Genomic DNA, 21,300 nt, shown 5'->3' on the forward strand with positions numbered 1-21,300 from the left:
GAACGCAGTTGTGTTGATCGGTTTGGTGGTTGTCCTTAGCCTGTCCCCATCATGCAAGAGAAGCAGAACGCTTCACCGCAGTCATTTCGCTCGATGGAGAATTCATGAAGGCCCTTAGCTTTGCGACATTGAGCAACCAATCTAAGCGTCAAAGAGCTCTCGGTGCGGCATTCGGTATTGTTGCCATGCTGTTGGCGGGGCAGGCTGCTGCCGAAGGCTCCATCAGGATCGCCCAGCAGTTCGGAATAGCCTATCTGATCCTGGATGTCGTTCGCGACCAGGCTTTGATTGAAAAGCACGGAAAGCAAGCTGGTGTTGATATCAAGGTTGAATGGGCAAGCATTTCTGGTGCAACCGCAATGAATGAGGCACTGCTCGCCAACAATCTGGATATTGTGTCAGCAGGAGTTCCACCGGCATTGACAATGTGGGACCGGACCAAGGGTAAGCAGGACGTCAAGCTGGTCGCCGCGCTCGGCTCATTACCGAACTACTTGCTAACGACTAACCCGGATGTCCACGAACTCAAGGATTTCAGCGATAAGGATAGGATAGCCGTGCCTGCTGCCGGCACGGGTTTTCAGTCGCGAACGCTACAAATCGAGGCAGCCAAGATCTTCGGCGCCGACAATTTCCAAAAGCTTGATGAAATTTCCGTCAGCTTGCCGCACCCCGACGCGACCGCAGCGCTAATCTCGGGCGGCACCGAAGTGAATTCTCATTTTTCCTCTGCACCGTTTTATTATCAAGCCTTGCAGGCAAATAAAGCGGTACATAAGGTCATTAGTTCCTACGACATTTTAGGCGGATCAGCGACCTTCAACGTGCTTTATGCCAGTTCAGCATTCCATAACGACAATCCCAAAACCTATGCTGCCTTCTATGCCGCTCTGCGCGAAGCGTCGGACTGGATCAATGCAAACAAGCAAGAGGCTGCACAGACGTTTATCCGTCAGCAGGGTTCCAAGCTCTCCCCTGAATTGATTTTAGAAATCATCAACGATCCTGAAAATGATTTCACCATCGTCCCCCAGAACACCTTCGTTTATGCGACGGAGCTTCATAAGCTTGGCGTCCTGAAAAACAAAGCTAATTCCTGGCAGGATTATTTCTTCCCAGAGGCCGCTGGTGAGAACGGCAGTTGAGTGAGCTTAACATCCCGGCGCAAAAAGCAGATCGCTCAAGCGATCTGCTTTTGAGTCGTGAATCAGATGGAATTGAGAATGGACGGCATGACTGAATTTGCTCCGGAGAATTTCGGGCCGCCCGCTCCGCCCCTTCTTTCGGTCGAGAACGTCACCCTCGAGTATAAGACGCCGGGTCGTGTGGTGCGTGCAACGCAAAATGTCAGCTTCGACGTGTGGGAAGCAGACCGTTTTATCCTGCTTGGAGCCTCCGGTTGTGGAAAATCCACCCTTTTAAAGGCTGTTGGCGGGTTCATTGCGCCGCGCAAGGGTCGGATAGTGTTGGATGGACGCACGATCCAGGGTCCGGCCCAGACCGTGTTGTTGTTTTCCAGGAGTTTGATCAATTGCCTCCATGGAAAACCGTCCGCGAGAACGTCGCGTTCCCGATGCGAGCGTCGGGGCGGGTCGGTCGCAAGGAAGCTGCCGAGCGTGCCGAGCACTATATCGAAAAAGTAGGCCTGAGCCGTTTCGCTGATGCCTATCCCAATACACTTTCGGGTGGCATGAAACAGCGAGTAGCCATTGCCCGGGCGCTCGCCATGGAGCCGCGTGTCCTACTGATGGACGAACCATTCGCAGCACTGGATGCGCTCACGCGGCGAAAGATGCAGGAGGAACTTCTGGCGTTATGGGAAGAAGTTCGCTTCACACTGCTCTTTGTGACGCATTCCATCGAAGAAGCCTTGGTGGTTGGAAATCGGATCGCGCTTTTGTCGCCACATCCTGGGCGGATGAGAGCCGAGATCAACAGCCATGAATGGGATCTCGGCAGCGGTGGAAGCTCGCAATTTCAGGCAGCCGCAAATCATATTCACCGACTTCTTTTCGAAGAGGCAGTCGCCGTCGATGGAGCAAATGATGAGTAAAATCCTGAGCTCCGGCAGCAAAACAAACCCGCGCATAACCCCGCCGGTTCGACCGGAATACGAGCTCCCGCTCGAGCCCCTTGCCCATGCCACGAGCGGGGAAGGGTTGCCCGTATATAACCGCCTTTGGCAACACACCTGGACAAGGAAAGGCCTGATCCTGTTTTGTCTTGCCTTGCTATGGGAAATCGCTGCCAGACTTCAGGGCAACGAGTTGCTGCTGCCGCCGTTCTCCGCGGCGGTCAAGGCGCTCGTCGATGACGTTGCCAGCGGCGTCATTCCAAGCCGGGCTTTTAATTCACTGGATGTTCTGGTCAAGGGTTATGCTATCGGTGTCGTTCTGGCTTTCGTGCTCACCTCGCTTGCCGTTTCCACCCAGATCGGACGTGACCTGCTGTCTACCCTCACCTCCATGCTCAATCCATTACCACCGATAGCCTTGCTGCCAGATCATGATGCTCGGCGACCCAAAAACGACGAAAGCCCCACTCTTCTGCCTGCCGGGCCAAAGCGACAGTCCTTTTCAGAGCAGCACTGGATGGCTCACCGTTAAAAACCGGACTTTTATCGAGTAAACTGAGTGCATAGCCCATTTTGAGAAAGTGCCTCCATTGCAAAAAGACGACCTTCGACACACGGAAGACCATCTAGTTTCAGAGCCACCCAGATTTTCCCTTAACTGTTGAACCGTCAAAGAACGGCTTGCTAAAAATTCGGCGAACTACAGAAATAACTGTCAGTGTTCCATCTCTGTGGAAAATGACAGGCATTGATGTGCTCGCGGTGTGTGTTTTAACGAGGATGCTTGCTGATTGATAATGAGCGGCATGATCTGACCTTGAGTTACAAACCGCCCGCCCTTGGACACGGCGCTTCATTTATGCGGACAAGACAATCAATCGCAGTATTAAGCTAAATATTAGGTACTAACTACCCGTGCACAAATATATTGATCCCATAACAAGTTACTTGACACTGATTTTTACGAAGAGTTTACTAAAATTCCAAACAATATCATAATATATGATACCGCAGCTTTAATTTATACTTGTGTCCGGCTCAACAGAGTCCGAAAAGGTGTACCGTGTCAAACAGCAACATATCCTTGCTTGAAAGTACTGCTCCACATGAAAACCGGGCTTTCATCGACCGACATCCCGTGGTGGATCAGTGCCGATCCGTATGGCAAGAATTTAACCTGCGCATCCCTCAAATAGCATTCTATCCTGACACGGTCATTCCACATTCCCGCTACTTTCGCGAAGTATTTTCCGTCGTCGATAATAATGACATTGATGCAGTTTTACTTACGAACGAAAGACAATCATTCGGTCTGGAAAGATTTCGAAGCGCAAGAGATCTGTTTCTTGTTCCGGTGGTGAACATTTCCGGCAAACCAAGCGTAGTTGCTGACGTGGATTTTAGCCTGAAGGATCCCAAATCATGGGTTGAGACTGCAAGCTGCATTAGAAAATTTCGCGACCGCCGCGCGCGCTTATCAAGCAGATTTCTGTCGCCCACCGCACCCGCCGTAAGAATGATGGCTTATTTGTTCGTTTCCGGAGAAGATCTAACCCCGGTCAGACAGCCCAATTCGCCGTACTATTACGCATATAAGGGTTTTTCTAATACAGCTTCTGCAACCATGGTCGCGGAGGCACTCGCCAACAAAGGATGGCTTGAGCGCAGTTTTTTCGAGAGATACTATAAATGCGCCGGTTGCCAATCCCACCGATTGACTGTCAGGGAAGAATGCCCTGCCTGTCGTTCGCCACAACTAGCAGAAGCAGATCTGATCCACCACTATAGCTGCGCCCAACTAAGTCCTGAGGCAGAATTCCGCCGCGGAACGGCGCTTATATGTCCCAAATGTAGCAAGCAATTACGCCACTATGGCAAGGATTATGACAAGCCGGGACAGATTCAGGTGTGCGCCCGGTGCAAGAACACGACTTCCGAGCCCGTCATTGGTTTTCTGTGCCAGGATTGCGGGATGCATGTCACCGGCGATGCGGTCAGCGTAGCGGATGTATTTTCCTATTCTTTGTCCAACCAATCCACTGCCCTGCTTTCCAACGATGGCGAAGACATCAATCGATTTCCGATTGCTCAACTTCGTTATCTTCCGGAAGAGCTGCAAAAGAAGATTGCGCAGCTTTCTTCCTTAACCGGCGCAGCATCGGATTTCACGCTGGCTGAGGTTCAATATGATTGCCGTGACCATGTGCTCAAAACGCGAGGTGAAAGCGACTTCATTGCGATGCGGAAACTACTTGCAGATAATCTTCAAGGCATTCTTGGCGAAATGGCATCGGTATATTCGTCCCGCGAGCGGGAGTACGTCCTCTTTTTCGGATGCGACGAATCCGGTTTTACAGCCTATTTGAAAGAGGCGCTTGACCATGCCGAGTCTGTTCTTTCCGATAAACTGAACCCCACCCTGCTCGTTTTGTGGGGCACACGCGAAAAAGCACTGTCGTGACCGATCTTGAAATCGGCGTGTCATTTCTCCTTGCCCAAACTGGCTCGAGTTTGGTTACCGTCTTCTGGTACACGCTCATATTCGACGTTCCCCGATATGTCGTGCCCTTTGCAATAGCTGCCATGAGCTTGCGGCATCAGGAGAGTGATAACAGAGACAGGTCTCTATCCCGATCGACCAGCGTCAGCGTCGTCCTTATTGGCCACAACGAAGCTGACTCAATCGGCGCCTGCGTCAATTCCTTGATGGAGCAGTCATTTCTTGATTTCGACATCATTATAGTCAGCGACGGTTCAACAGACGGAATGAACAAAGTCGCCAGTAAAATGGTTCAAAAGGGTTTGGGATCTTGTATTCTTTCTACCGGAATTCGCGGGGGTAAAGCAAGCGGGACCAATTTGGCATGCTCCATAGCCCATGGGGACATTATTATTAACATCGATTGCGATTGTTCATTTGACCGTTTTGCAATTGAGCGCCTGTTGGAGCCGTTTGCCGACGAACGGATCGGAGCAGCGTGCGGAGACATTGCGCCACGTAACGGCGGTGTCAGTCTTGTTTCACAGTTTCAGGAAATAGAATATCTGGAGTCAATTTCGGTTGGAAAGCGGTTCAGCGCAGCAATTGGTCAAATAACCTGCGCATCCGGCGCTTTCAGCGCTTTTCGCAGAACAGCTCTTGATGAAATCGGCGGCCTTGACGTCGGCGGCGGCGAAGATCTCGATGTCACGCTGCGGCTTCGTCGGGCTGGATGGCACATCGGATATGTGCCAAATGCCGTGTGCTATACAGATGTGCCGGCAACTTTTTACGCCTACATCAGGCAGCGGCTGCGTTGGGAGCGTGACGCAGTATGGATCCGGTTTAGAAAGCACCGTCGGCTGCTTAATCCGTTTGACCGCAAGTTCAAATGGGCCGAAGCGTTTCATCAATGGGATTTTCTGGTATTCGGCGTGGCTGGCACGGTCATTTTCCCGATCTATTTATCGTGGCTGGCAATCAACTTCGGTGCACTTGCCATTCCGATTCTCGTCACGATGCAAATCGCCTTGCTTGTTCTGGACGCCTTCATGCTTGCTCTGGCGTGCTGGACAACGGGGCGCGCAAGCTTCTGGCGCAATCTTCTGTTCCTTCCTGGTTACTCCATCTTCATGTCCTACGGCATGCGTTCGGTGCGCTTGCTGGCTTATATCGATGAGTGGTTTTTTCGAGGTTCACATCGCGATAACTACACGCCGGAAAAAGTGCGCCATGAGCGTGCGTGGTAAGGTGACACAATGAAGTACATTCGCAAACGCCCGCGCATTGACAATCTCGATAGGCAACAACGAAAGGGATCCGGCCGCCTGAGCAGATTTGTCTATCTCTTGATGCTGGCAGCACTGGTGCTAACGCTCGCGAACTACCTTGTCGGCGGCATGTTTATCTTGTCGGCCGACGGCATCGTACTGGCAGAGCGTTATATTGTATCTGCCAGCTATCCTGCCACAGTGGACAAGGTGTTGGTTAGTGAGGGCGATAGTGTGACGCAGGGAACCCCTCTTCTTCAGCTCACCTCATTCGAGATGGTGAAAGAGATCGCAGAGCTCTCGGTACGCACAAGTGAACTCGCAGTGCGAGAGGGAGAGCTTCGAGGTAAGGCAGCCAAGAACAAATCACTATTGCCTTTGGCAGAGCGGTCAGCACATGAAAGCAACGATGCAATCTTGCGGCTCGATCGGGTATCGACGCGAGGACTTGTGCTTGCAAATCGAAGGGATGAAGCCTTGACGGCCAACTACAACGCCGCAGAACGCTATGCTCAACTTCAAGCGGAGTTACAGGTCACTGCAAACGAACTCCAAGTGGTTGGTGAGTCACGACAGGTTGCGTCCAACGCAGTTCACAAGATGAAAACAATCTATGGAGACGGCAAGGTAACGGCAGCTGTTTCGGGTGTAGTGGGCTCAAAAGTTCCTGTTCCGGGTCAGGTCGTCCGTCTGGGCGATGAAATGCTGCAAATCAATGGTGGGAAGGCTTACCTGTTTGCTTATTTGCCAGATGAATATCTCTTTCCTGTTACCAAGGGCATGAGGCTTCAGGTTAGTGGCGGCAGCGAGCGGTCGATAGGAACTGTTGAAAAAGTATTGCCGATTGCCGACGCTCTACCAGCAGAGTTTCAAAATTTATTGCGCCCACGCGATCGATCTCGGCTGATCCGGATTGCGCTATCTGAAAACCATCCCTTTGCAGTAACCCAGAAGGTCGTCATCAAAGGATGCATGTTCGGTTGGTGTTGGGTTCGCTAATTGCAGATATGCATAAGCCCATTTGTTTCTCGAACAATGAGTCAATCCACGCCGAAGACAGCAACATGAATGTTATCATTCAGACGAAGCTGTCCAACAAAGCGGTTTGGTTGCCATTCACAAACAGAATGGGCGCTATAAAACAAATTTGCTCTAGCGGACTTCCTTAACGTAGATGTCGGCTTCAATCGCCGCCTCTACAAAGATAAGTCTCGCTGCTTCCACCGAAGCAATCCCCGTTTGGGCTTCGTAGCATAGGACACGGGCCTCCATATAAAGAGAGGCTTTCTTCTTCGGCCACCCGGACAGTAAAAACGATGCAGCATCACGTATGGATGCAATCGTCTCATTTCTGCCAAAGTGATTACTTTCCACAATTACCGGCTGAAAGGTAAGATTTGTCATTATTGCCCCTGCCAATGCTATGCGCGCTATCGTCGAACGATGCGGCTCATGATTTTTATTTAATAATTAATTAATATCTTGGTCCCCGTGACTCCGGCGTGACATTGTCAAATGCGCACTTGCGTTGACGGCCTGGCAATGCTCCTGCGTAGCGCCATTCTATTTTATCGCTGTATTTATCATCCATCTGAGCCGCCTGCCCCAGAATGCTTTCTGGCCGTTCTCCCCAAGCCTGGGCGCCAGATAGAGCTGCATCTCGTCCTCACGCAAAGTGTTGCCAACAGCGGTGCCAATATAGGCTCGCAGCCTTGCTCCGTGAAGATATGCCGGCAGTCCGGCAAAAACCTGCTCATGTGGCTTTGGCGGCCTGCACCAGGGGTGTCCCCTGTGGGCTTATCGCAACCGGATCGATCAGAACGAGCGATCGATAATCCAATCCATTCAAAAGATGTGCGCGCAACGCCGTGTATGATGCGGCGCCACACAACCGAAGAAAATGGTGTGCCGCGGAGGACTACCGCTGGAGGACCGGTTCCGACCGCGCCCCAAGCAATGGAATGTCCATCAAAATTAAATCGTTCTAGTAATCGCCAATCACTGGCAGACATTTTTAATCTCGTGTTCGGACCGCGTTTTCATAAACGTAGCGGGCAACAGCAAGTTTCATGGGTAATACGTTTTGAACCTTGTAACGCGCGAGCAAGTAACACGAAGAACTCGGCATGTTGCCAAATCGTTAATTGCCAGATACACGCGCGCCAATGTCCGGCGCTTTAATAGTCTTGTCTAACGAGCCTTCGAACATCCATTTAAAATGCAAGAATTTACATAAAATTTATACGATAGTTCGAGCGGAACATTAAATCCTGTTGATTAGAGTACGCTCCAGAATAAGAACATTGGAGGCTACCAAATGATATTTTCAATGACTCGCCAGAATACTCTAAAATGGGTAGTGGCAACAGCAATCGGGCTGACAGTTTCTGTTCTCAGCCTAAATGCACAAGCCGGAGAAATCCGCAAACCAAAAGAAGAAACCCGGACAGTTTATCTCGTCAAATATCGGGTTAACAACGAAGTACGTTATGCGAAGAAGCCTATTGGCAAAATTATAAAGGTATCTGCTTCGCGATATATGAACAGCAATCCGTATGTGTGTACACCAAGCGGCTTTGGACAAAAGTCGCGTTGCTACAATCCAGGTGTTTTCAAGCGACCAGACGCATAAGCGGACTTTGCAACAGGGCAGTCGCGCCTAGAGCCTTTGTTGTTTAAATAGAAGCAACAAAGGCTCTAAGCATGCGCGCAGCAAGATATCTATTGTCAGCGAATGCCCTTGAGACGAGACACTTCCTTGCTCACCCGATCGCCTTCGACCAGTTTGAGCGCTTCATCGCCTTCTTGAGCGGGATTGTGCCGGAATACATACCAACTGCCGCCCAGGTTTGGCTTTTGATAGATGACGCCATCCTTTTCCCGATGCAGGAAACATGTGACAGCACCACTTCCTCCCTCTTTACTGGACCACAGAGCCCGCAGGCAGAGTTTTCCTCCGTTGGTAGTATACCAACGTCCCTCGCCATAGGACCATGCTGCGCCCTTACGCGACCATGCAGCAAACTTCTTTTGATCATTGGAAAAGAAACCGCCACCGGTTTTCCATTTCCACGTATGCCCGGCATAAAGCTTTTCGAGCGCCGTGGCCTTCATCGGCGACGCTGCAGTGGCAAGTTTTGCCATCGCGTCGTCAGTTTCTGCTTTGGATGCAGCGCCGGCATTGCCTGCCAGCAATAGAACGGAAAACGCCGAACTTACGATAATTGAACGGATCGGATACATTTTATTTTCCTGACTAACAGATCGGATCCCGCGAGAGTCTTAAGGCTCCCTCATAGGAATCGCATGAACACAAAGGTGGAAGCGGATCGCCGACAGATAAATCGTCGAACCGCCATGTGACCGTCGGCGATCAATCCAACGGATGGTTGGCGACGCGCCAATCAGGCCGACCAACATTTCTCGGCCAATTGTAGACTTCACGATCATTGAAGTAGACAACTGCCGTCATGGCAGGAAACTCAGTATGCGGCTTGTTTGCTTCCGCAGCCCAATTGCGAACATACTCGTCATCGCCTTCATAGCCTAACTCCGCGATAGCGATTGGTTTGCCAAATGCTGCCACACGAGCATATCCAGGTCCTGTACGCTCAACAAATGTTGTATCGTGACCGACTTCCAGTTTGTCATAGGGCTGATATCCAAAGACGGACAGACCAATAATGTCGACATATTCATCGCCCGGATAGTAGGCTTCCAAACCTTCCTCTCCTTTCGGCGACCACATATATTTGGCTGACGGGAGTTCTTTTCGGCATACATTGTTTACGTGTCTGTATGCCTTTACATAGCCATCAGGCTTCCAGAAGGCCCAAGTGAACTGTCCGTCATTATCCTCCATTTCCTGCGCCCAACGAATGGTAACAGGGCTTTTCAATTTCGCTGCAGCTGAGCAGACCGCAGACATGTTTGAGTCATACCGTCCAGCGAGAATCCCACTAAGCAAATCCTCCGGGCTGACACGCCAGTCGCGTGCCCACGACCAAGGCTCGACAGTGATCAGCAGCGACCTTCCCCGCTCACGCGCATAAGTGTCTGCGGCACTGAGCGTCGCAAGATCCACGTCCTCCCAAGGAAGAAACAGGTGTTCGATCTTGGAGTTGGTATCATTGGTAAAGTCTCCATGAGGATCATACGCACCTGGCGTCACAGCATCAGCCGCGATGACGGGCCGTTTGTCATGAAACGGATTGCGGCTATCGATACTTGCTCCGGAGACCCCGCTGGCAGCATAAACGCCACCGGAAATGCACGCACCGCACAACAAGGCTGCGGTTAATTTAAAGAGATGTTTCATCTCCCCCTCCTTTTCTTATTGTTTGGATAATTGTTCCGCGCCAAGCGCGGTTTTAATGCTGTCACGTTTTTGAGAAACGAGATCGGCGGAAATCAGCTTACTCGCTTCATCGTTTTCGCGGGCTTCGGTGTGCCTGAATACATACCATTCACCATCTGGCTCGCGCTTCTGGTAGATTGTTCCATTGCCGACACGATGTGAAAAACAGGACTTGGCCGGAAACGAACCCTGTTTGGAATGCCATGTTGCGTTGAAACACAACAGGCCTGTCTCAGAGATGACCCAACGCCCTTCAGCCCAGGATTCGCCTTTTTCACCATCGGCCCATGCACTGAATTGCCGTCCTGCATCAGTCATATGACCGGCGCCGTCGTCCCACTGCCAGCTCTTGTTTTTATAAAGATTGTAGATTTCGAAAGCCATCATGGGGCGAGTTCCCGGCTGTTCAGACGCTCGCGCTGCAGTCGCTGGCGTGGAAACCCAAGTCAAGGCGCAGACAATTGCTGTTATTGTGCGAAAGCCTGTCCGAATCTTTCCAGTTCTAGCGATTGTCATTGGAAACTCCTGCTATCTCGAGATGAGGCTTTTCCGCTTTGCGTCCTTTATGAATCGCGGCGGAAGTATTTTTATCAAATCGAGCTGTCGTCGATTGACCGATGGCTGATACACGAAACCCAATTCCCTCAGCGACGCCCTGTTCAAAAGCATTTCTGAGGTCGATCAATACTGCCTGACGCATGGTCTGCTTCAGACGTGCAAGATCAATTTTGCGGATGCTATCCCATTCCGTAATGACGACGACCGCATCGGCGTTGTGCGCGCATTCATAGGCATCGTCAAAAAACTCGACATCTGAGAGGATGCGACTGGCATTTTCCATACCCACAGGATCATGGGCGCGAATAACAGCGCCAAAACGTTGCAGGGTTTCGATAAGTGGAACCGAAGGTGCGTCACGCATGTCATCGGTATCGGGTTTGAAAGTAAGACCTAGAACCGCTATCGTTCGGCCTTCGATATCACCGTCCAGAGCATCAACAACCTTCAAGGCCATGCGACGTTTGCGCGCCTCATTGGCGGTGACCGTTTCTTCAACAATGCGGACAGCCACACCATAGTCTTGGGCTGTACGTAAAAGCGCCATTGTATCTTTTGGAAAACAAGAACCGCCATAGCCAGGCCCTGCATTGAGGAAGCTTGTTCCAATGCGCTTATCGAGGCCCATGCCTAGCGCCAATTCACTGACATTACTGCCAACCTGCTCGCAAAGATCAGCAAGTTCATTGATAAAGGTGATTTTTGTCGCAAGAAACGCGTTGGCGGCATATTTGATCAGTTCCGAAGTCCGGCGCTGGGTGACCACGATGGGCGTCTTGCGTGCTTCGAGCGGCGCACTATAAAGTTCCATGAGGACCTTGCGGCCACGCTCATCTTCGACTCCGATCACGACACGGTCTGGCTCGAGAAAGTCACGGATAGCGACGCCCTCACGCAAGAATTCAGGATTGGACGCAACTGAGAAAGTGCCGGTTTTGCGCACCGACTCAATGATCTTTTGCACAACATCTCCGGTTCCCACCGGGACCGTTGATTTGATGACCACGACAGCATCGTCATCAATGAGTGGCGCCAGTTCCCGAGCGGCCATGTAAACGAAGGACAGATCGGCATCCCCGTGGCCAGCGCGCGGCGGTGTGCCCACTGCAATGAAAATAATCGATGCCCCCGCCAACGCTTCCGCTAGATTACATGTAAATCTTAACCGGCCCGCCGCTGAATTGCGTTCCACCAACTCGTCCAGACCCGGCTCGTAAATCGGTACGATTCCGCGTTCCAAATTGTTTATTTTCTGTGCGTTCTTATCGACGCATACCACCTCGTGGCCCCAGGCGGCGAAGCAAGTCCCGCTGACCAATCCAACGTAGCCTGTTCCTATGACTGCGATTTTCATGTGTTGACTGCCTTTACTGTTGTTTCAAGTTGTTGCGGTCGTTGGTGCGCCAACGCGGATTGAATATGGTCTTGTGAACATCGCGTCCGCCGACACCTGCGCCGGCAACGGCAAAGCGGTCATCAAATAGAGAGAAGCTTTGGGTTCCCCATGCGAGCGCCTCAACGCCATCGCGGCCCCGTTCAATGGTTGCAAAGCTTGGCAGAGCCAGAAGAGCAAGAAGGCTTGCCGCAACCGCCGGGCGATAAACTCGCGTACGGTAACGGACGGTGTTCTCCCGCGCATGCTGCAAAACGATAACAAACAGGAGCAACGCATAAATCACGGCGTTGATGATGGCGAACACATAGAAGCCACGGCTGCTGTCACTTGCATCTGGGATGAGTATTACTGGCAGGATGGAGAGAACCGCCAAGAACCCATAAGGAGCCAGAACACGGAATGGCAGTGGATCGACTTCGGAAGCTCCCTTCGGCGTGACGCGGAAATCCACGAATGAGCCGGTTGACCAATCCCGAAGTGCCGCCAGGGTTCCAGCGAGCGCCCATGGCCAGCGCGCAAACAAGAACAAGGTCATTTCCATGCTCAGTATTTTTGCATCATACGAGCGGAACGTGCCAGACGCGCGCCAGCGATAAGCCAGAACAATCAGCATGATCGCCTGAGGCAGAAAATGGTCCAGGAAGGCAGGATAGGTGACTGCAACGAAGCTGTCTCCTACCATCAGCGCAATGATCGGCAAGACAAACATTAACGCCATGAAAAGGGAAAATAGCGGATACCAGAACTGCGAGAACAAAAACTGGAACTTCAATCGCGGCGGTAACTTGCCAACCAATTTTGGTGAATACTGGAGCAGAATCATCATGAGACTGCGCGACCACTGAAACTCCTGCGTGATGAGATCGGCAAAGGTGCGCGGCCCGTCACCATGTGCAATAGCGTCAAGTGCATGCACGCCGCGCCAGCCATAGGCATTCATCATCAGTGTGGTCGAGTGATCCTCTGCCAATTCCGGTCCAAGACCGCCAATTTCTTTAAGTGCCGCCGTGCGCACCGCATAGTGCGAACCGATGCAAAGCGGAGCCAAACCGTTATTGTAACCAGCCTGCAATGATCCGTGCATGCTGGCTTCAGCATAAAGTCGGCCGCGCGCTGACCAGCTCTCACGCGCATTGCGATCGCAAATGCTGGGCGCTGAAACATAGCCTACAGCCTCATCGGCAAAGGGGCGCAGCATGTGGAACAGATAGTCTGCCTCGGGTACGTGATCCGCATCGAGTTGCACTACGAAATCGTAAAAATCATAACCGTAATGGTCGTAAAAGAAAGCGAGATTACCTTCTTTGCAGCGCGTGCGTCGCGGCCAAGTTTGGCGATGGTAGTCCTCGCGTCCCTTACGTGTGGAAACAAAAACACCATGTTTTTCGCACCAAGCGAGCGTTGCAGGAGATGGATCCTCATCGGCAAGCCATGTGTCATGCGGAACATCTTGAGCCAGCATGGCGCACAAAGTCTCGGCCACAATTTCAAAGGGTTCCGACGGCGCCTTGGTCACCACCATAGCGATGCGGCTTAGCGCCGGTAGCTTCAACGGACCATTAGGGCGACGTGCCCGAAAAAACAGAACGATGAAGTAAGCAGGCAATAATGTTACCCAGGCCAGAATGGCCGTAACCAGAATTGAGCCCGCAAGATTTACATGATTGGCAGGATCAAACCACCAGTACCAAAAGTAACAAAGCGCTGCAGCCCACAACAGTGCCCCGAACAAATACTCCGCCCGCCGCCAGCCGGTAAAAACGGGAACCATCAAAGGCTCATCTGGGGCCGCCTCAAATATTGTCCGATGGGCTTTCATGCCAGCACCTTCAAGCCGAAGAAGGGCGCAGCGGTGCGGATGATCGTATCAAGATCGGAGTAAAACGTCTGAAAACCTAGCTTTTCTGCTGCAAGTGCTGGATCAGCATAAAGCGCAGGAGGATCGCCAGCACGACGAGCACGCATTTCAACGGGTACGTTGCGTCCCGTCAGACGCTTGATCGCGTCGAGAATGTCCTTGATTGACGTTCCGTGTCCAGTGCCGAGATTGATTGCGAGATTGCTACCGCCGTTGACCAGATGTTCGACTGCCAGCACGTGCGCGCGCGCTAGGTCGGCGACATGGATGTAATCACGAATGCAGGTGCCGTCAGGCGTGTCATAATCACTGCCAAAGACTTCTAAAAAGTCGATACTGCCCGCTGCAGCCATCATGGCTCGCGGAATGAGATGCGTTTCCGGATCATGTTTCTCGCCGATTTCGCCGTCGATGTCCGCCCCGGAGGCATTGAAATAACGCAGCGCCACATATTGCAGGTCATAGGCAGCCGAATAATCGGCGAGCATTTGCTCCGCAATCAGCTTGGTTCGGCCATAGGGATTTATGGGGTGTTGCACCTCGGCTTCACGAATGGGCAATTGATCGGGGATACCATAGGTTGCACAGCTCGACGAAAAGATGACATTGCGTGCACCTGCGAGACGGCAAGCATCCAGAAGCGACTGCGTCCCGCTAACATTATTGCGATAATATTTAGCCGGGTTCTCGACGGATTCACCGACATAGGCAGAGGCGGCGAAATGAATTACGGCGATCGGGTCGTGATCTTCGATAACGTCGGTAAGCCGCTGCGTGTCGAGAATGTCACCTTCTATGAAGGTGCCCCAACGTATGGATGCAAGATGCCCTGTCGAGAGATTGTCATAAACCACAGGGCTGTAACCCTGCCTCGACAGCAGCTTGGCGGTGTGACTTCCAATAAAGCCTGCTCCGCCAACGACGATGACGTTCTTTGCGTTCATCATGCCACCTCCGCAAGTTCCCCATTGGGTCTGACGAGCTGGCGTTCGAAATAGGTTATTGTCGATTTCAGACCTTCCGTCAGCGCAATTTTCGGCGCCCACCCGAGGTCCCGCTCCGCCAACGTAATATCAGGACGGCGTTGGCGAGGATCGTCTGTAGGAAGAGGGTGATAGACGATTTTGGATGAGGAGCCTGTCATCGCGACAATCTGCTCGGCCAATTCACGCACGGTGAATTCACCAGGATTACCAATATTAACCGGCGTATGAATGGCGCGAGGGCTATACATCAACCGGCTAAAGCCATCAATGAGATCGTCAACGTAACAGAAGGAACGGGTCTGAGATCCGTCACCATACACGGTTATATCTTTACCCCGAAGCGCCTGTGTGATGAAATTTGATACGACTCGCCCATCATCGGGACGCATGCGTGGTCCGTAGGTATTGAAAATGCGCACGATACGGATGTCGACACCATGTTGTTTATGGAAGTCGTAAAAAAGGGTTTCGGCACAACGCTTGCCTTCATCATAACAGGAGCGCGGGCCGAAAGAATTGACATTGCCCCAATAGCTCTCTGGCTGTGGGTGCACATGCGGGTCGCCATACACTTCCGAGGTAGAAGCTTGAAAAATCCGGGCCTGATAACGAGCGGCGAGTTGGAGAAGATTCAGTGAACCAATCACATTGGTCTTCATCGTATGGATTGGATCTGCTTGATAGTGCGGCGGTGACGCCGGACAAGCGAGATTGTATATTTCGTCGACCGGAAGATCGATCGGATCAATGATGTCGTGGCGCACATAGCTGAACGTGTCAAAGCGCAGCAGATGACGGATGTTTTCCAGTCGTCCTGTAGAGAAATTATCGACACAGACTACCGTCCGGCCTTCCCTCAGCAAAAGATCACAAAGGTGAGATCCCAGAAACCCAGCACCGCCAGCGACAAGAACCCGCGCTTTTGAGGCACGATCAGAAGGAAAGTTTGATGAATTGAACACGATACCCACAGAGCTCTCCCAACATTTGCGGCGGATAGCTTTAATTATCGTGTAGGCCCCCTCCTATCGATATCGAGGAATCCGGAAACTATTCAATACGTCCATATTTGCATGTGCTGCGGGCATTAAGCATGAATTAGATGGCCAACGGATGTGGCGACGCGCGCGCATACAAAGGCTGCCAAGCCTTGCGGGAATACTTGTTCATTCCTGGTTCAGGATCTGGCGGGCATCAAAAAGGCAATCGATTGACTTGGTGCGGAGGAATTCACATGTGCTACATGAAAGAGAAAGTTCTCTATGTAAAATTCCTAAAGCGGCAACTTAAATCTATGAACAACTCAAAGTAAAATGACAGCGGAACATGCGACAACTAGATTTCCTGATCCTTTCACTTGGTGTTTTTGAGTTTGTTTACTGTCTGCGTGATAGGGATGGCGTGTGAAGCGATCTTTCAAGATGACGAACCCTGCAGATTTGGCAGACGAGCTGAGACACCTACGCAATATCTACCATCGTAGTGATAGGTGGCGGCGTTCGAACTTCGCGTCTCGGCTGGGAGGCAGTAATGTCTGACAATGGTGATAATTCCCAACCAAAGCAGACGTCGATGGAACGACGTCGTTGGCCACGCGTGACGGAATATCCCGTCGGCGAAGATGACTTGAAAACGCCTGCGTTGCTTCCATTGCGTTTTGAGACGGAAAAATTAACGGCACGCGAGCAATTTCCTGCCTGGCAGGAATATATGGCCCCACTGGCCGATACGCGTCTGCCGGATGATGTTGATCTAGCAGACGGGTTTGTCGCTCGACAAATTGTGTGGAATTTGGGCGGCATGTTGTTCCTGCAGCAAACTGCACCAGCTTTCAGTTATGAACGCTCGCCGGATACGGTACGATTCAGTTCAATTGACCATTGGCAGATCACACTCCTTCGTGCCGGTCGCACCTGGACCGGCGTTAATGGACGGGTTGCACAAAATGAACCGGGAATGATTGAAATACGGTCACTCGGCCATCCGTTCAGCGGGCGTGCGTTGGCAACGGATTCGCTAAGCCTGATTATTCCGGTCGACGTGTTTGCCGTTCGAGGCGGCCTGACGACGGCAAGGAACAACATCGTTTTAGGGGGACATCGAGCCAGACTTTTAATTGACCATATGTCGAGTGTCGAAGCCAATCTTGATCGTTTCACTTATGATGATCTTCCGAGTGTCAAGGAACGCCTTCAAGAGATGGTGTTTGATGCAATCACTCCTTTGGTAGACCATGATGGCGCCACCGATCAGATTTCGCAAATTGGATTGATAACGCGAGCAAGACGCTTCATTTTGAACAATCTTGCCTCGCCTGAATTGACGCCGGATGCTCTTGGACGGGAACTGGCGATCTCGAGAACACGGCTTTACGAACTTTTCGAAATGTCCGGCGGCGTTGCGAACTATATTCGGCGGCGACGCCTGTCTGCAGCACATGCCATGTTGGCGGATCCCACAGATACAAGAAAAATCGCCGAAGTTGGTTTGGCAATCGGCTTTGATTCAGCTGCGAACTTCAGTCGCGCCTTTACGCAGCAATTTGGCTATAGCCCTAGCAATATACACAAGCGAGCGTCAATGGACCCCACGCGCCCGGTTTGGCAACCGGACAAGCAGCCAGAGATCACATTCGAAAGTCTGTTGCGAACACTCGGGCTGTCATGAACGGGACCGGCTGACCTGCAGCACGACAGCAACCTTATACATCTGCAATTGCTGGAGATTGCCGATCCAATGATTCCTCACCGACCATAATGGAACCATGCTCGCGTTCACCACTTCTATATTCTAGCGAATATTTTTGGAGCGTAGGATGGACACCGGCAATCTTCAAATACAGGGCATATGCCTTGCTATAGCTTCCCTGAATAAGCTGCTTATCGCCAAGGGCGTACTTTCAGACGGTGAAATTGACACCGCTCTCCAGGCTGCAGAAGTTGCAGCCTCCAGCGACGAGCGTTTTTTTGAGAGCCTCACGCCTCCCCAGCGCGATGCAGTCACTTTCCCAATCAGGTTTCTTCAAGAAGCCAATCAACGCGGTGACGATCTGTCTTTCAGCGCCCTTGCCAAAGCAGTGGGCGAAAACAAGAAGCCGTATAACGATCAAATCTAATTTCCAAGAGGAAGCGATGCAAAACGACCCAACAGTACCGATACCAAATCTCGTCGACATTACCGCCCGCTCGGAGACGCCTCTCACCGACGAAGTACTTGGCAAAGTCGATGAGTCTCTCACTGATCGCCGCGGCGCAGATACTGAACTTGGGTTTCGCCTGACAGCTCTGAAACATGAGATAGAGCGCTTAAAGGAATCGGCAATGCTTCTATCGTCCGGCGCCAGAGATATTGTGGTTGATTCACCGTCATTGGCACAGGAAGAACTCAGGAGCCGTATTCGAGCTAACCCTCTGCCATACATGGCTTATGCTGCAGGCGCGGCTTTTCTTTTAGGCAGGTACTTATCACGCTGAATCGTCTTGAGCAAAACCACAGGGGAATATGCATGGCAAAGATTATGGAAACTATCGTCAGGCAAAGCGCGGAGCATCGTAATCAAAGGACGGTGGGATTTATCACCGATGATGCAATTCACGTCGAGGTAGGTTTGGAACACCCCAGCGATCTGGTCGATAGCGAGATTATCGCACGAGCAAGACAGTTGCTGGTGCAGTACTCACGCCTGATGACAGCAGCACCGTCGCATACTGGAGAAGCCGAACAACCAGCAGGTCCCGTCCCACCCGCGGATCCTCTCCTGAAAGACTATCGGCCAGATGGTGAACTGGTTCCTGTTCCGCTGGAAGGAATGATCGAGCCGGGTTCACGTGATAACGACAATGAGGAGGCCGAAATGCAAATTCTAGGTACATTGGTAACGCCAGATGCAACGGAAGGGCTTACACGGATAGAATTCCTTGGCGAAGGCAGAGAATCTGTCGTTGTTACAGTTAAGGGCACGCAGGGCGATGATGGTGATGCACTCATCGCAAGGGCCAAGGCGATGCTGGTACAAATCGCAGCATTCGGAGAAACCGCCGAACCCGCACCACAAGGCAGACGTACAGCTGGACGGGCAGAGGATGCCGACACGCTGAATGAACAGTTGGATGAGGGACTGGAGCAAAGTTTTCCCGGGAGCGATCCGATCTCTGTCACCAATACATCCATTCCGGGGCAACCCAAGCCCGCGTGAAAGCTGGAATGCAAGCCGTCAGTGCTGTCACCCGTCGCTGTCGGCGAACCGGACTGTCTATCGCGAACTGGTGCCGCCCTTCGTTGCCACGATGGCGTAGCGATGTTGCGTGATACGCGCCACGCCTTTCCAGAAGCCAAGATGCTTGGCCTGGGCGCGAAATATCCGGCGCAGATTGCTGTCAATCTGAACCGATTCGAAGCCAGCTTCGACCAATAGCTCGGCAACTGCGCCAGCCCGTGCACCCTTTGAGAAATGAACGCGCGAAAGAATGTTCCGGTGAGTTTCTAAAAGCTGGGGTGACATTTTCGCAGTTTCTGCAGAAGCAATGCCCAGTCGCTGGAAGAATGTGGAGAGTTTCGTCACGATCTGTTCCTTGAGGCTGACGTTTACGAAATCGCCATCAACGATTAGGAGCTGACCGCCCGGTTTGAGAATTCGGTACCATTCTGCAAACGCAGCTGTCGGATCAACCAATGTCCAAACCAGATGACGATTTGTGATGACGTCATAGTGGCTGTCTGGCTCCATGGTATTTTCTGCATCGCCCAGTCTGAACGTTATGTTCCGTCCCCTGGTCGCTACTTTTTCGCGAGCCCGCTTTAGCATCGGCTCGGCCCAATCCATACCGGTTACCGAGAAGCCGAGGTCGTCAAGCAGATGGGATACCACTGCCGTTCCGCATGCAAGATCCAAAGCCGCTCGACCTTCACCGCGCCCCAGATGCCGGGAAATCAGATCATGCCATGCGGCCCGTTCTTTTTCCGAAAATATCTCGTGACCGGGCGACAAATCGAAGGTTGATGCACGCTCCGACCAGTATGCTTTGATTTCGTCCCGCAGATTATAGTTTGTTCCATCGACAAGGCCGTTTGCCATCTGTGTCCCATACCGCATCAAGTGCTAATGTTTCGAATGGCATATCTTATATGTTGACTTGCGAAGTCATAAAATAATAGAACGCCTGAGTTTTCATGGAGTACGAGCGATGCGTTTGTTTGGCAAGGTGGCTTTTGCCGCCATGGGTTGGTCTGTGATTTTGTCGAGTGCGGCGCTCGCAGATAAAATATCGATTAAAGACATTACCGGTCGTAATGTGGAGGTCAATGTTCCTGTCGAGCACGTCATTTTAGGTGAAGGCCGACAGGTATATTTCACGGCAATCCTGGATCGTGACAATCCATTCAAGCGTGTCGTAGGCTGGCGCGACGATCTCCCCAAAGCCGATCCCGAGAGTTATTCGGCCTACCTGGAAAAAGATCCTTCAATTGCCAAGATTCCGACTTTCGGCGGCATGAAAGACGGGACATTTGACGTCGAGCAGGCTGTCTCCTTGAAGCCTGACGTCATCATCATGAATGTTGATGCCAAGACCGCCACCGAAGAGGCCGGATATATTGAAAAGCTTGGCAAGGTGGGAATTCCGATCGTCTATATCGATTTCCGCGAAAAGCCGATGGAAAATACCGAAGCAAGCATCCGTATTATCGGCAAGCTTTTCGGTAAAGAAGATAAGGCCGAAGAGTTCGTCAAATTCCGGGCTGACAACATCGCAAAGGTTACGGAGGTGCTGGCAAAGGCCAATGCCCCGAAGCCCTTGGTGTTCATAGAGCGCGCTGGCGGCTATTCGGATGATTGTTGCATGTCGTTCGGCAATGAGAACTTCGGCAAGATGGTTGAAACGGCTGGCGGCATTAACATGGCGAAGGATATTATCCCGGGCACTTTCGGAAACGTCCACCCTGAACAGATTATCGCGTCCAATCCCGATCAGATCATTATTACTGGCGGCAATTGGGAAGGGTATGTACCTGGCGGTAACTGGGTCGGCGTAGGCTACGGTGCCGACGAAAAGGAAGCACGGCGCAAGCTTGATGCCCTGACAAAACGCCCTGCATTCACGGGTGTCAAGGCTGTCAAAGAGGGCAATGTTCACGCCATCTGGCATCAATTCTACAATAATCCCTATCAGTTCGTCGCGATTCAGGAAATTGCGAAATGGCTGCATCCAGATCTTTTCGCAGACCTCGACCCAACGGCGACATTCAAGGAGCTGCACACGCGCTTTTTGCCGCTTGATTATAAGTCCGGTTATTTCGTTTCGCTTAAAGACGGGCAATAGATCG

The 21,300-nt window shown here is 51.7% G+C and carries 19 protein-coding genes and 2 pseudogenes; 11 read left to right on the forward strand and 10 right to left on the reverse strand.

All coding sequences use genetic code 11. From position 1 onward, the window contains the following. Positions 1-104 precede the first annotated feature (104 nt). On the forward strand, positions 105-1,145 hold the full coding sequence (locus tag AC6CHM_RS16905; RefSeq protein WP_498173807.1) for an ABC transporter substrate-binding protein: 1,041 nt from the start codon (positions 105-107) through the stop codon (positions 1,143-1,145). 87 nt (positions 1,146-1,232) lie between these two features. Next, positions 1,233-2,053: pseudogene (locus AC6CHM_RS16910) on the forward strand (ABC transporter ATP-binding protein). 449 nt (positions 2,054-2,502) lie between these two features. Here the strand turns inward: AC6CHM_RS16910 and AC6CHM_RS16915 are convergent. Continuing rightward, positions 2,503-2,646 (reverse strand): annotated as a pseudogene (locus AC6CHM_RS16915) (LLM class flavin-dependent oxidoreductase); the annotation flags it as partial. 491 nt (positions 2,647-3,137) lie between these two features. Between AC6CHM_RS16915 and AC6CHM_RS16920 the strand changes: the two are divergent. The 3 genes from AC6CHM_RS16920 to AC6CHM_RS16930 all read left to right on the forward strand — a co-directional run bounded on the left by AC6CHM_RS16920 (position 3,138) and on the right by AC6CHM_RS16930 (position 6,823). After that, positions 3,138-4,535: a TackOD1 domain-containing metal-binding protein gene (locus tag AC6CHM_RS16920; protein WP_498173808.1), complete on the forward strand. Its 1,398-nt coding sequence runs from the start codon at positions 3,138-3,140 to the stop codon at positions 4,533-4,535. After that, positions 4,532-5,803, forward strand: coding sequence for a glycosyltransferase family 2 protein (locus AC6CHM_RS16925; protein WP_498173809.1), 1,272 nt, complete (start codon positions 4,532-4,534; stop codon positions 5,801-5,803). The genes AC6CHM_RS16920 and AC6CHM_RS16925 overlap by 4 nt, the downstream gene beginning before the upstream one ends. Positions 5,804-5,905: 102 nt before the next feature. Beyond that, on the forward strand, positions 5,906-6,823 hold the full coding sequence (locus AC6CHM_RS16930; protein WP_498173898.1) for an HlyD family secretion protein: 918 nt from the start codon (positions 5,906-5,908) through the stop codon (positions 6,821-6,823). 153 nt (positions 6,824-6,976) lie between these two features. Here the strand turns inward: AC6CHM_RS16930 and AC6CHM_RS16935 are convergent, their stop codons facing one another. Then, positions 6,977-7,228: a DUF982 domain-containing protein gene (locus AC6CHM_RS16935; RefSeq protein WP_115054876.1), complete on the reverse strand. Its 252-nt coding sequence runs from the start codon at positions 7,226-7,228 to the stop codon at positions 6,977-6,979. A gap of 913 nt (positions 7,229-8,141) precedes the next feature. On the opposite strand from AC6CHM_RS16935, the gene AC6CHM_RS16940 reads away from it, so the two are divergent. Further along, positions 8,142-8,456 carry a hypothetical protein gene (locus AC6CHM_RS16940; RefSeq protein WP_115054875.1) on the forward strand — a complete coding sequence of 105 codons (315 nt, stop codon included), beginning with the start codon at positions 8,142-8,144 and terminating at the stop codon, positions 8,454-8,456. A gap of 95 nt (positions 8,457-8,551) precedes the next feature. Here AC6CHM_RS16940 and AC6CHM_RS16945 read toward each other — a convergent pair whose 3' ends face one another. The 7 genes from AC6CHM_RS16945 to AC6CHM_RS16975 all read right to left on the reverse strand — a co-directional run bounded on the left by AC6CHM_RS16945 (position 8,552) and on the right by AC6CHM_RS16975 (position 15,950). Next, complete coding sequence (locus AC6CHM_RS16945; RefSeq protein ID WP_498173810.1) at positions 8,552-9,067, reverse strand: DUF995 domain-containing protein; 516 nt, start codon at positions 9,065-9,067, stop codon at positions 8,552-8,554. Between the two features lie 130 nt (positions 9,068-9,197). After that, the gene (locus tag AC6CHM_RS16950) at positions 9,198-10,142 is read right to left on the reverse strand and encodes a glycoside hydrolase family 26 protein (RefSeq protein WP_498173811.1); all 945 of its coding nucleotides are present in this window, start codon (positions 10,140-10,142) and stop codon (positions 9,198-9,200) included. Positions 10,143-10,157: 15 nt separating this feature from the next. Next, a complete protein-coding gene (locus AC6CHM_RS16955; protein ID WP_115054872.1) occupies positions 10,158-10,697 on the reverse strand; it encodes a DUF995 domain-containing protein in 540 nt (179 codons plus the stop codon). Beyond that, positions 10,684-12,093 (reverse strand): UDP-glucose dehydrogenase family protein, encoded by a 1,410-nt coding sequence (locus AC6CHM_RS16960; RefSeq protein ID WP_337353325.1) that lies wholly within the window; start codon positions 12,091-12,093, stop codon positions 10,684-10,686. Before AC6CHM_RS16960 ends, AC6CHM_RS16955 begins: the two co-directional genes overlap by 14 nt. A 13-nt stretch (positions 12,094-12,106) precedes the next feature. After that, positions 12,107-13,954 carry a glycosyltransferase family 2 protein gene (locus AC6CHM_RS16965; protein WP_337353324.1) on the reverse strand — a complete coding sequence of 616 codons (1,848 nt, stop codon included), beginning with the start codon at positions 13,952-13,954 and terminating at the stop codon, positions 12,107-12,109. Continuing rightward, positions 13,951-14,937, reverse strand: coding sequence for a UDP-glucose 4-epimerase GalE (galE, locus tag AC6CHM_RS16970; protein ID WP_337353502.1), 987 nt, complete (start codon positions 14,935-14,937; stop codon positions 13,951-13,953). Before galE ends, AC6CHM_RS16965 begins: the two co-directional genes overlap by 4 nt. Further along, positions 14,937-15,950, reverse strand: a complete 1,014-nt coding sequence (locus AC6CHM_RS16975; RefSeq protein ID WP_115054869.1) for an NAD-dependent epimerase/dehydratase family protein — start codon at positions 15,948-15,950, stop codon at positions 14,937-14,939. Before AC6CHM_RS16975 ends, galE begins: the two co-directional genes overlap by 1 nt. 559 nt (positions 15,951-16,509) lie before the next feature. Between AC6CHM_RS16975 and AC6CHM_RS16980 the strand changes: the two genes are divergently transcribed. The 4 genes from AC6CHM_RS16980 to AC6CHM_RS16995 all read left to right on the forward strand — a co-directional run bounded on the left by AC6CHM_RS16980 (position 16,510) and on the right by AC6CHM_RS16995 (position 19,174). Further along, positions 16,510-17,646: a helix-turn-helix domain-containing protein gene (locus AC6CHM_RS16980; protein WP_498173812.1), complete on the forward strand. Its 1,137-nt coding sequence runs from the start codon at positions 16,510-16,512 to the stop codon at positions 17,644-17,646. A 148-nt stretch (positions 17,647-17,794) separates the two neighbouring features. Next, a complete protein-coding gene (locus AC6CHM_RS16985) occupies positions 17,795-18,094 on the forward strand; it encodes a hypothetical protein (RefSeq protein WP_337353322.1) in 300 nt (99 codons plus the stop codon). A gap of 16 nt (positions 18,095-18,110) precedes the next feature. Next, entirely contained in the window at positions 18,111-18,452 is a 342-nt protein-coding gene (locus AC6CHM_RS16990) for a hypothetical protein (protein WP_498173813.1), read from the forward strand. 32 nt (positions 18,453-18,484) lie between these two features. Continuing rightward, entirely contained in the window at positions 18,485-19,174 is a 690-nt protein-coding gene (locus tag AC6CHM_RS16995) for a hypothetical protein (RefSeq protein WP_498173814.1), read from the forward strand. Positions 19,175-19,231: 57 nt separating this feature from the next. On the opposite strand, the gene AC6CHM_RS17000 is transcribed toward AC6CHM_RS16995, so the two are convergent. After that, on the reverse strand, positions 19,232-20,053 hold the full coding sequence (locus AC6CHM_RS17000; protein WP_498173815.1) for a class I SAM-dependent methyltransferase: 822 nt from the start codon (positions 20,051-20,053) through the stop codon (positions 19,232-19,234). 109 nt (positions 20,054-20,162) lie between these two features. On the opposite strand from AC6CHM_RS17000, the gene AC6CHM_RS17005 reads away from it, so the two are divergent. Continuing rightward, positions 20,163-21,296, forward strand: a complete 1,134-nt coding sequence (locus AC6CHM_RS17005; RefSeq protein ID WP_498173816.1) for an ABC transporter substrate-binding protein — start codon at positions 20,163-20,165, stop codon at positions 21,294-21,296. Positions 21,297-21,300: the final 4 nt, after the last annotated feature.

The sequence above is a fragment of the Phyllobacterium sp. GQ127 genome, assembly GCF_059758635.1.

What these genes read in the sequence shown, in the direction of transcription:
- AC6CHM_RS16905 (WP_498173807.1), top strand. Translation starts at nt 105, where the DNA reads ATGAAGGCCCTTAGCTTTGCGACATTGAGCAACCAATCTAAGCGTCAA.
- AC6CHM_RS16930 (WP_498173898.1), top strand. Translation starts at nt 5,906, where the DNA reads ATGCTGGCAGCACTGGTGCTAACGCTCGCGAACTACCTTGTCGGCGGC.
- AC6CHM_RS16960 (WP_337353325.1), bottom strand. Translation starts at nt 12,093, where the DNA reads ATGAAAATCGCAGTCATAGGAACAGGCTACGTTGGATTGGTCAGCGGG.
- AC6CHM_RS16990 (WP_498173813.1), top strand. Translation starts at nt 18,111, where the DNA reads ATGCAAAACGACCCAACAGTACCGATACCAAATCTCGTCGACATTACC.
- AC6CHM_RS16965 (WP_337353324.1), bottom strand. Translation starts at nt 13,954, where the DNA reads ATGAAAGCCCATCGGACAATATTTGAGGCGGCCCCAGATGAGCCTTTG.
- AC6CHM_RS17000 (WP_498173815.1), bottom strand. Translation starts at nt 20,053, where the DNA reads ATGGCAAACGGCCTTGTCGATGGAACAAACTATAATCTGCGGGACGAA.
- AC6CHM_RS17005 (WP_498173816.1), top strand. Translation starts at nt 20,163, where the DNA reads ATGCGTTTGTTTGGCAAGGTGGCTTTTGCCGCCATGGGTTGGTCTGTG.
- AC6CHM_RS16950 (WP_498173811.1), bottom strand. Translation starts at nt 10,142, where the DNA reads ATGAAACATCTCTTTAAATTAACCGCAGCCTTGTTGTGCGGTGCGTGC.
- AC6CHM_RS16980 (WP_498173812.1), top strand. Translation starts at nt 16,510, where the DNA reads ATGTCTGACAATGGTGATAATTCCCAACCAAAGCAGACGTCGATGGAA.
- galE (WP_337353502.1), bottom strand. Translation starts at nt 14,937, where the DNA reads ATGAACGCAAAGAACGTCATCGTCGTTGGCGGAGCAGGCTTTATTGGA.
- AC6CHM_RS16985 (WP_337353322.1), top strand. Translation starts at nt 17,795, where the DNA reads ATGGACACCGGCAATCTTCAAATACAGGGCATATGCCTTGCTATAGCT.
- AC6CHM_RS16955 (WP_115054872.1), bottom strand. Translation starts at nt 10,697, where the DNA reads ATGACAATCGCTAGAACTGGAAAGATTCGGACAGGCTTTCGCACAATA.
- AC6CHM_RS16935 (WP_115054876.1), bottom strand. Translation starts at nt 7,228, where the DNA reads ATGACAAATCTTACCTTTCAGCCGGTAATTGTGGAAAGTAATCACTTT.
- AC6CHM_RS16945 (WP_498173810.1), bottom strand. Translation starts at nt 9,067, where the DNA reads ATGTATCCGATCCGTTCAATTATCGTAAGTTCGGCGTTTTCCGTTCTA.
- AC6CHM_RS16940 (WP_115054875.1), top strand. Translation starts at nt 8,142, where the DNA reads ATGATATTTTCAATGACTCGCCAGAATACTCTAAAATGGGTAGTGGCA.
- AC6CHM_RS16995 (WP_498173814.1), top strand. Translation starts at nt 18,485, where the DNA reads ATGGCAAAGATTATGGAAACTATCGTCAGGCAAAGCGCGGAGCATCGT.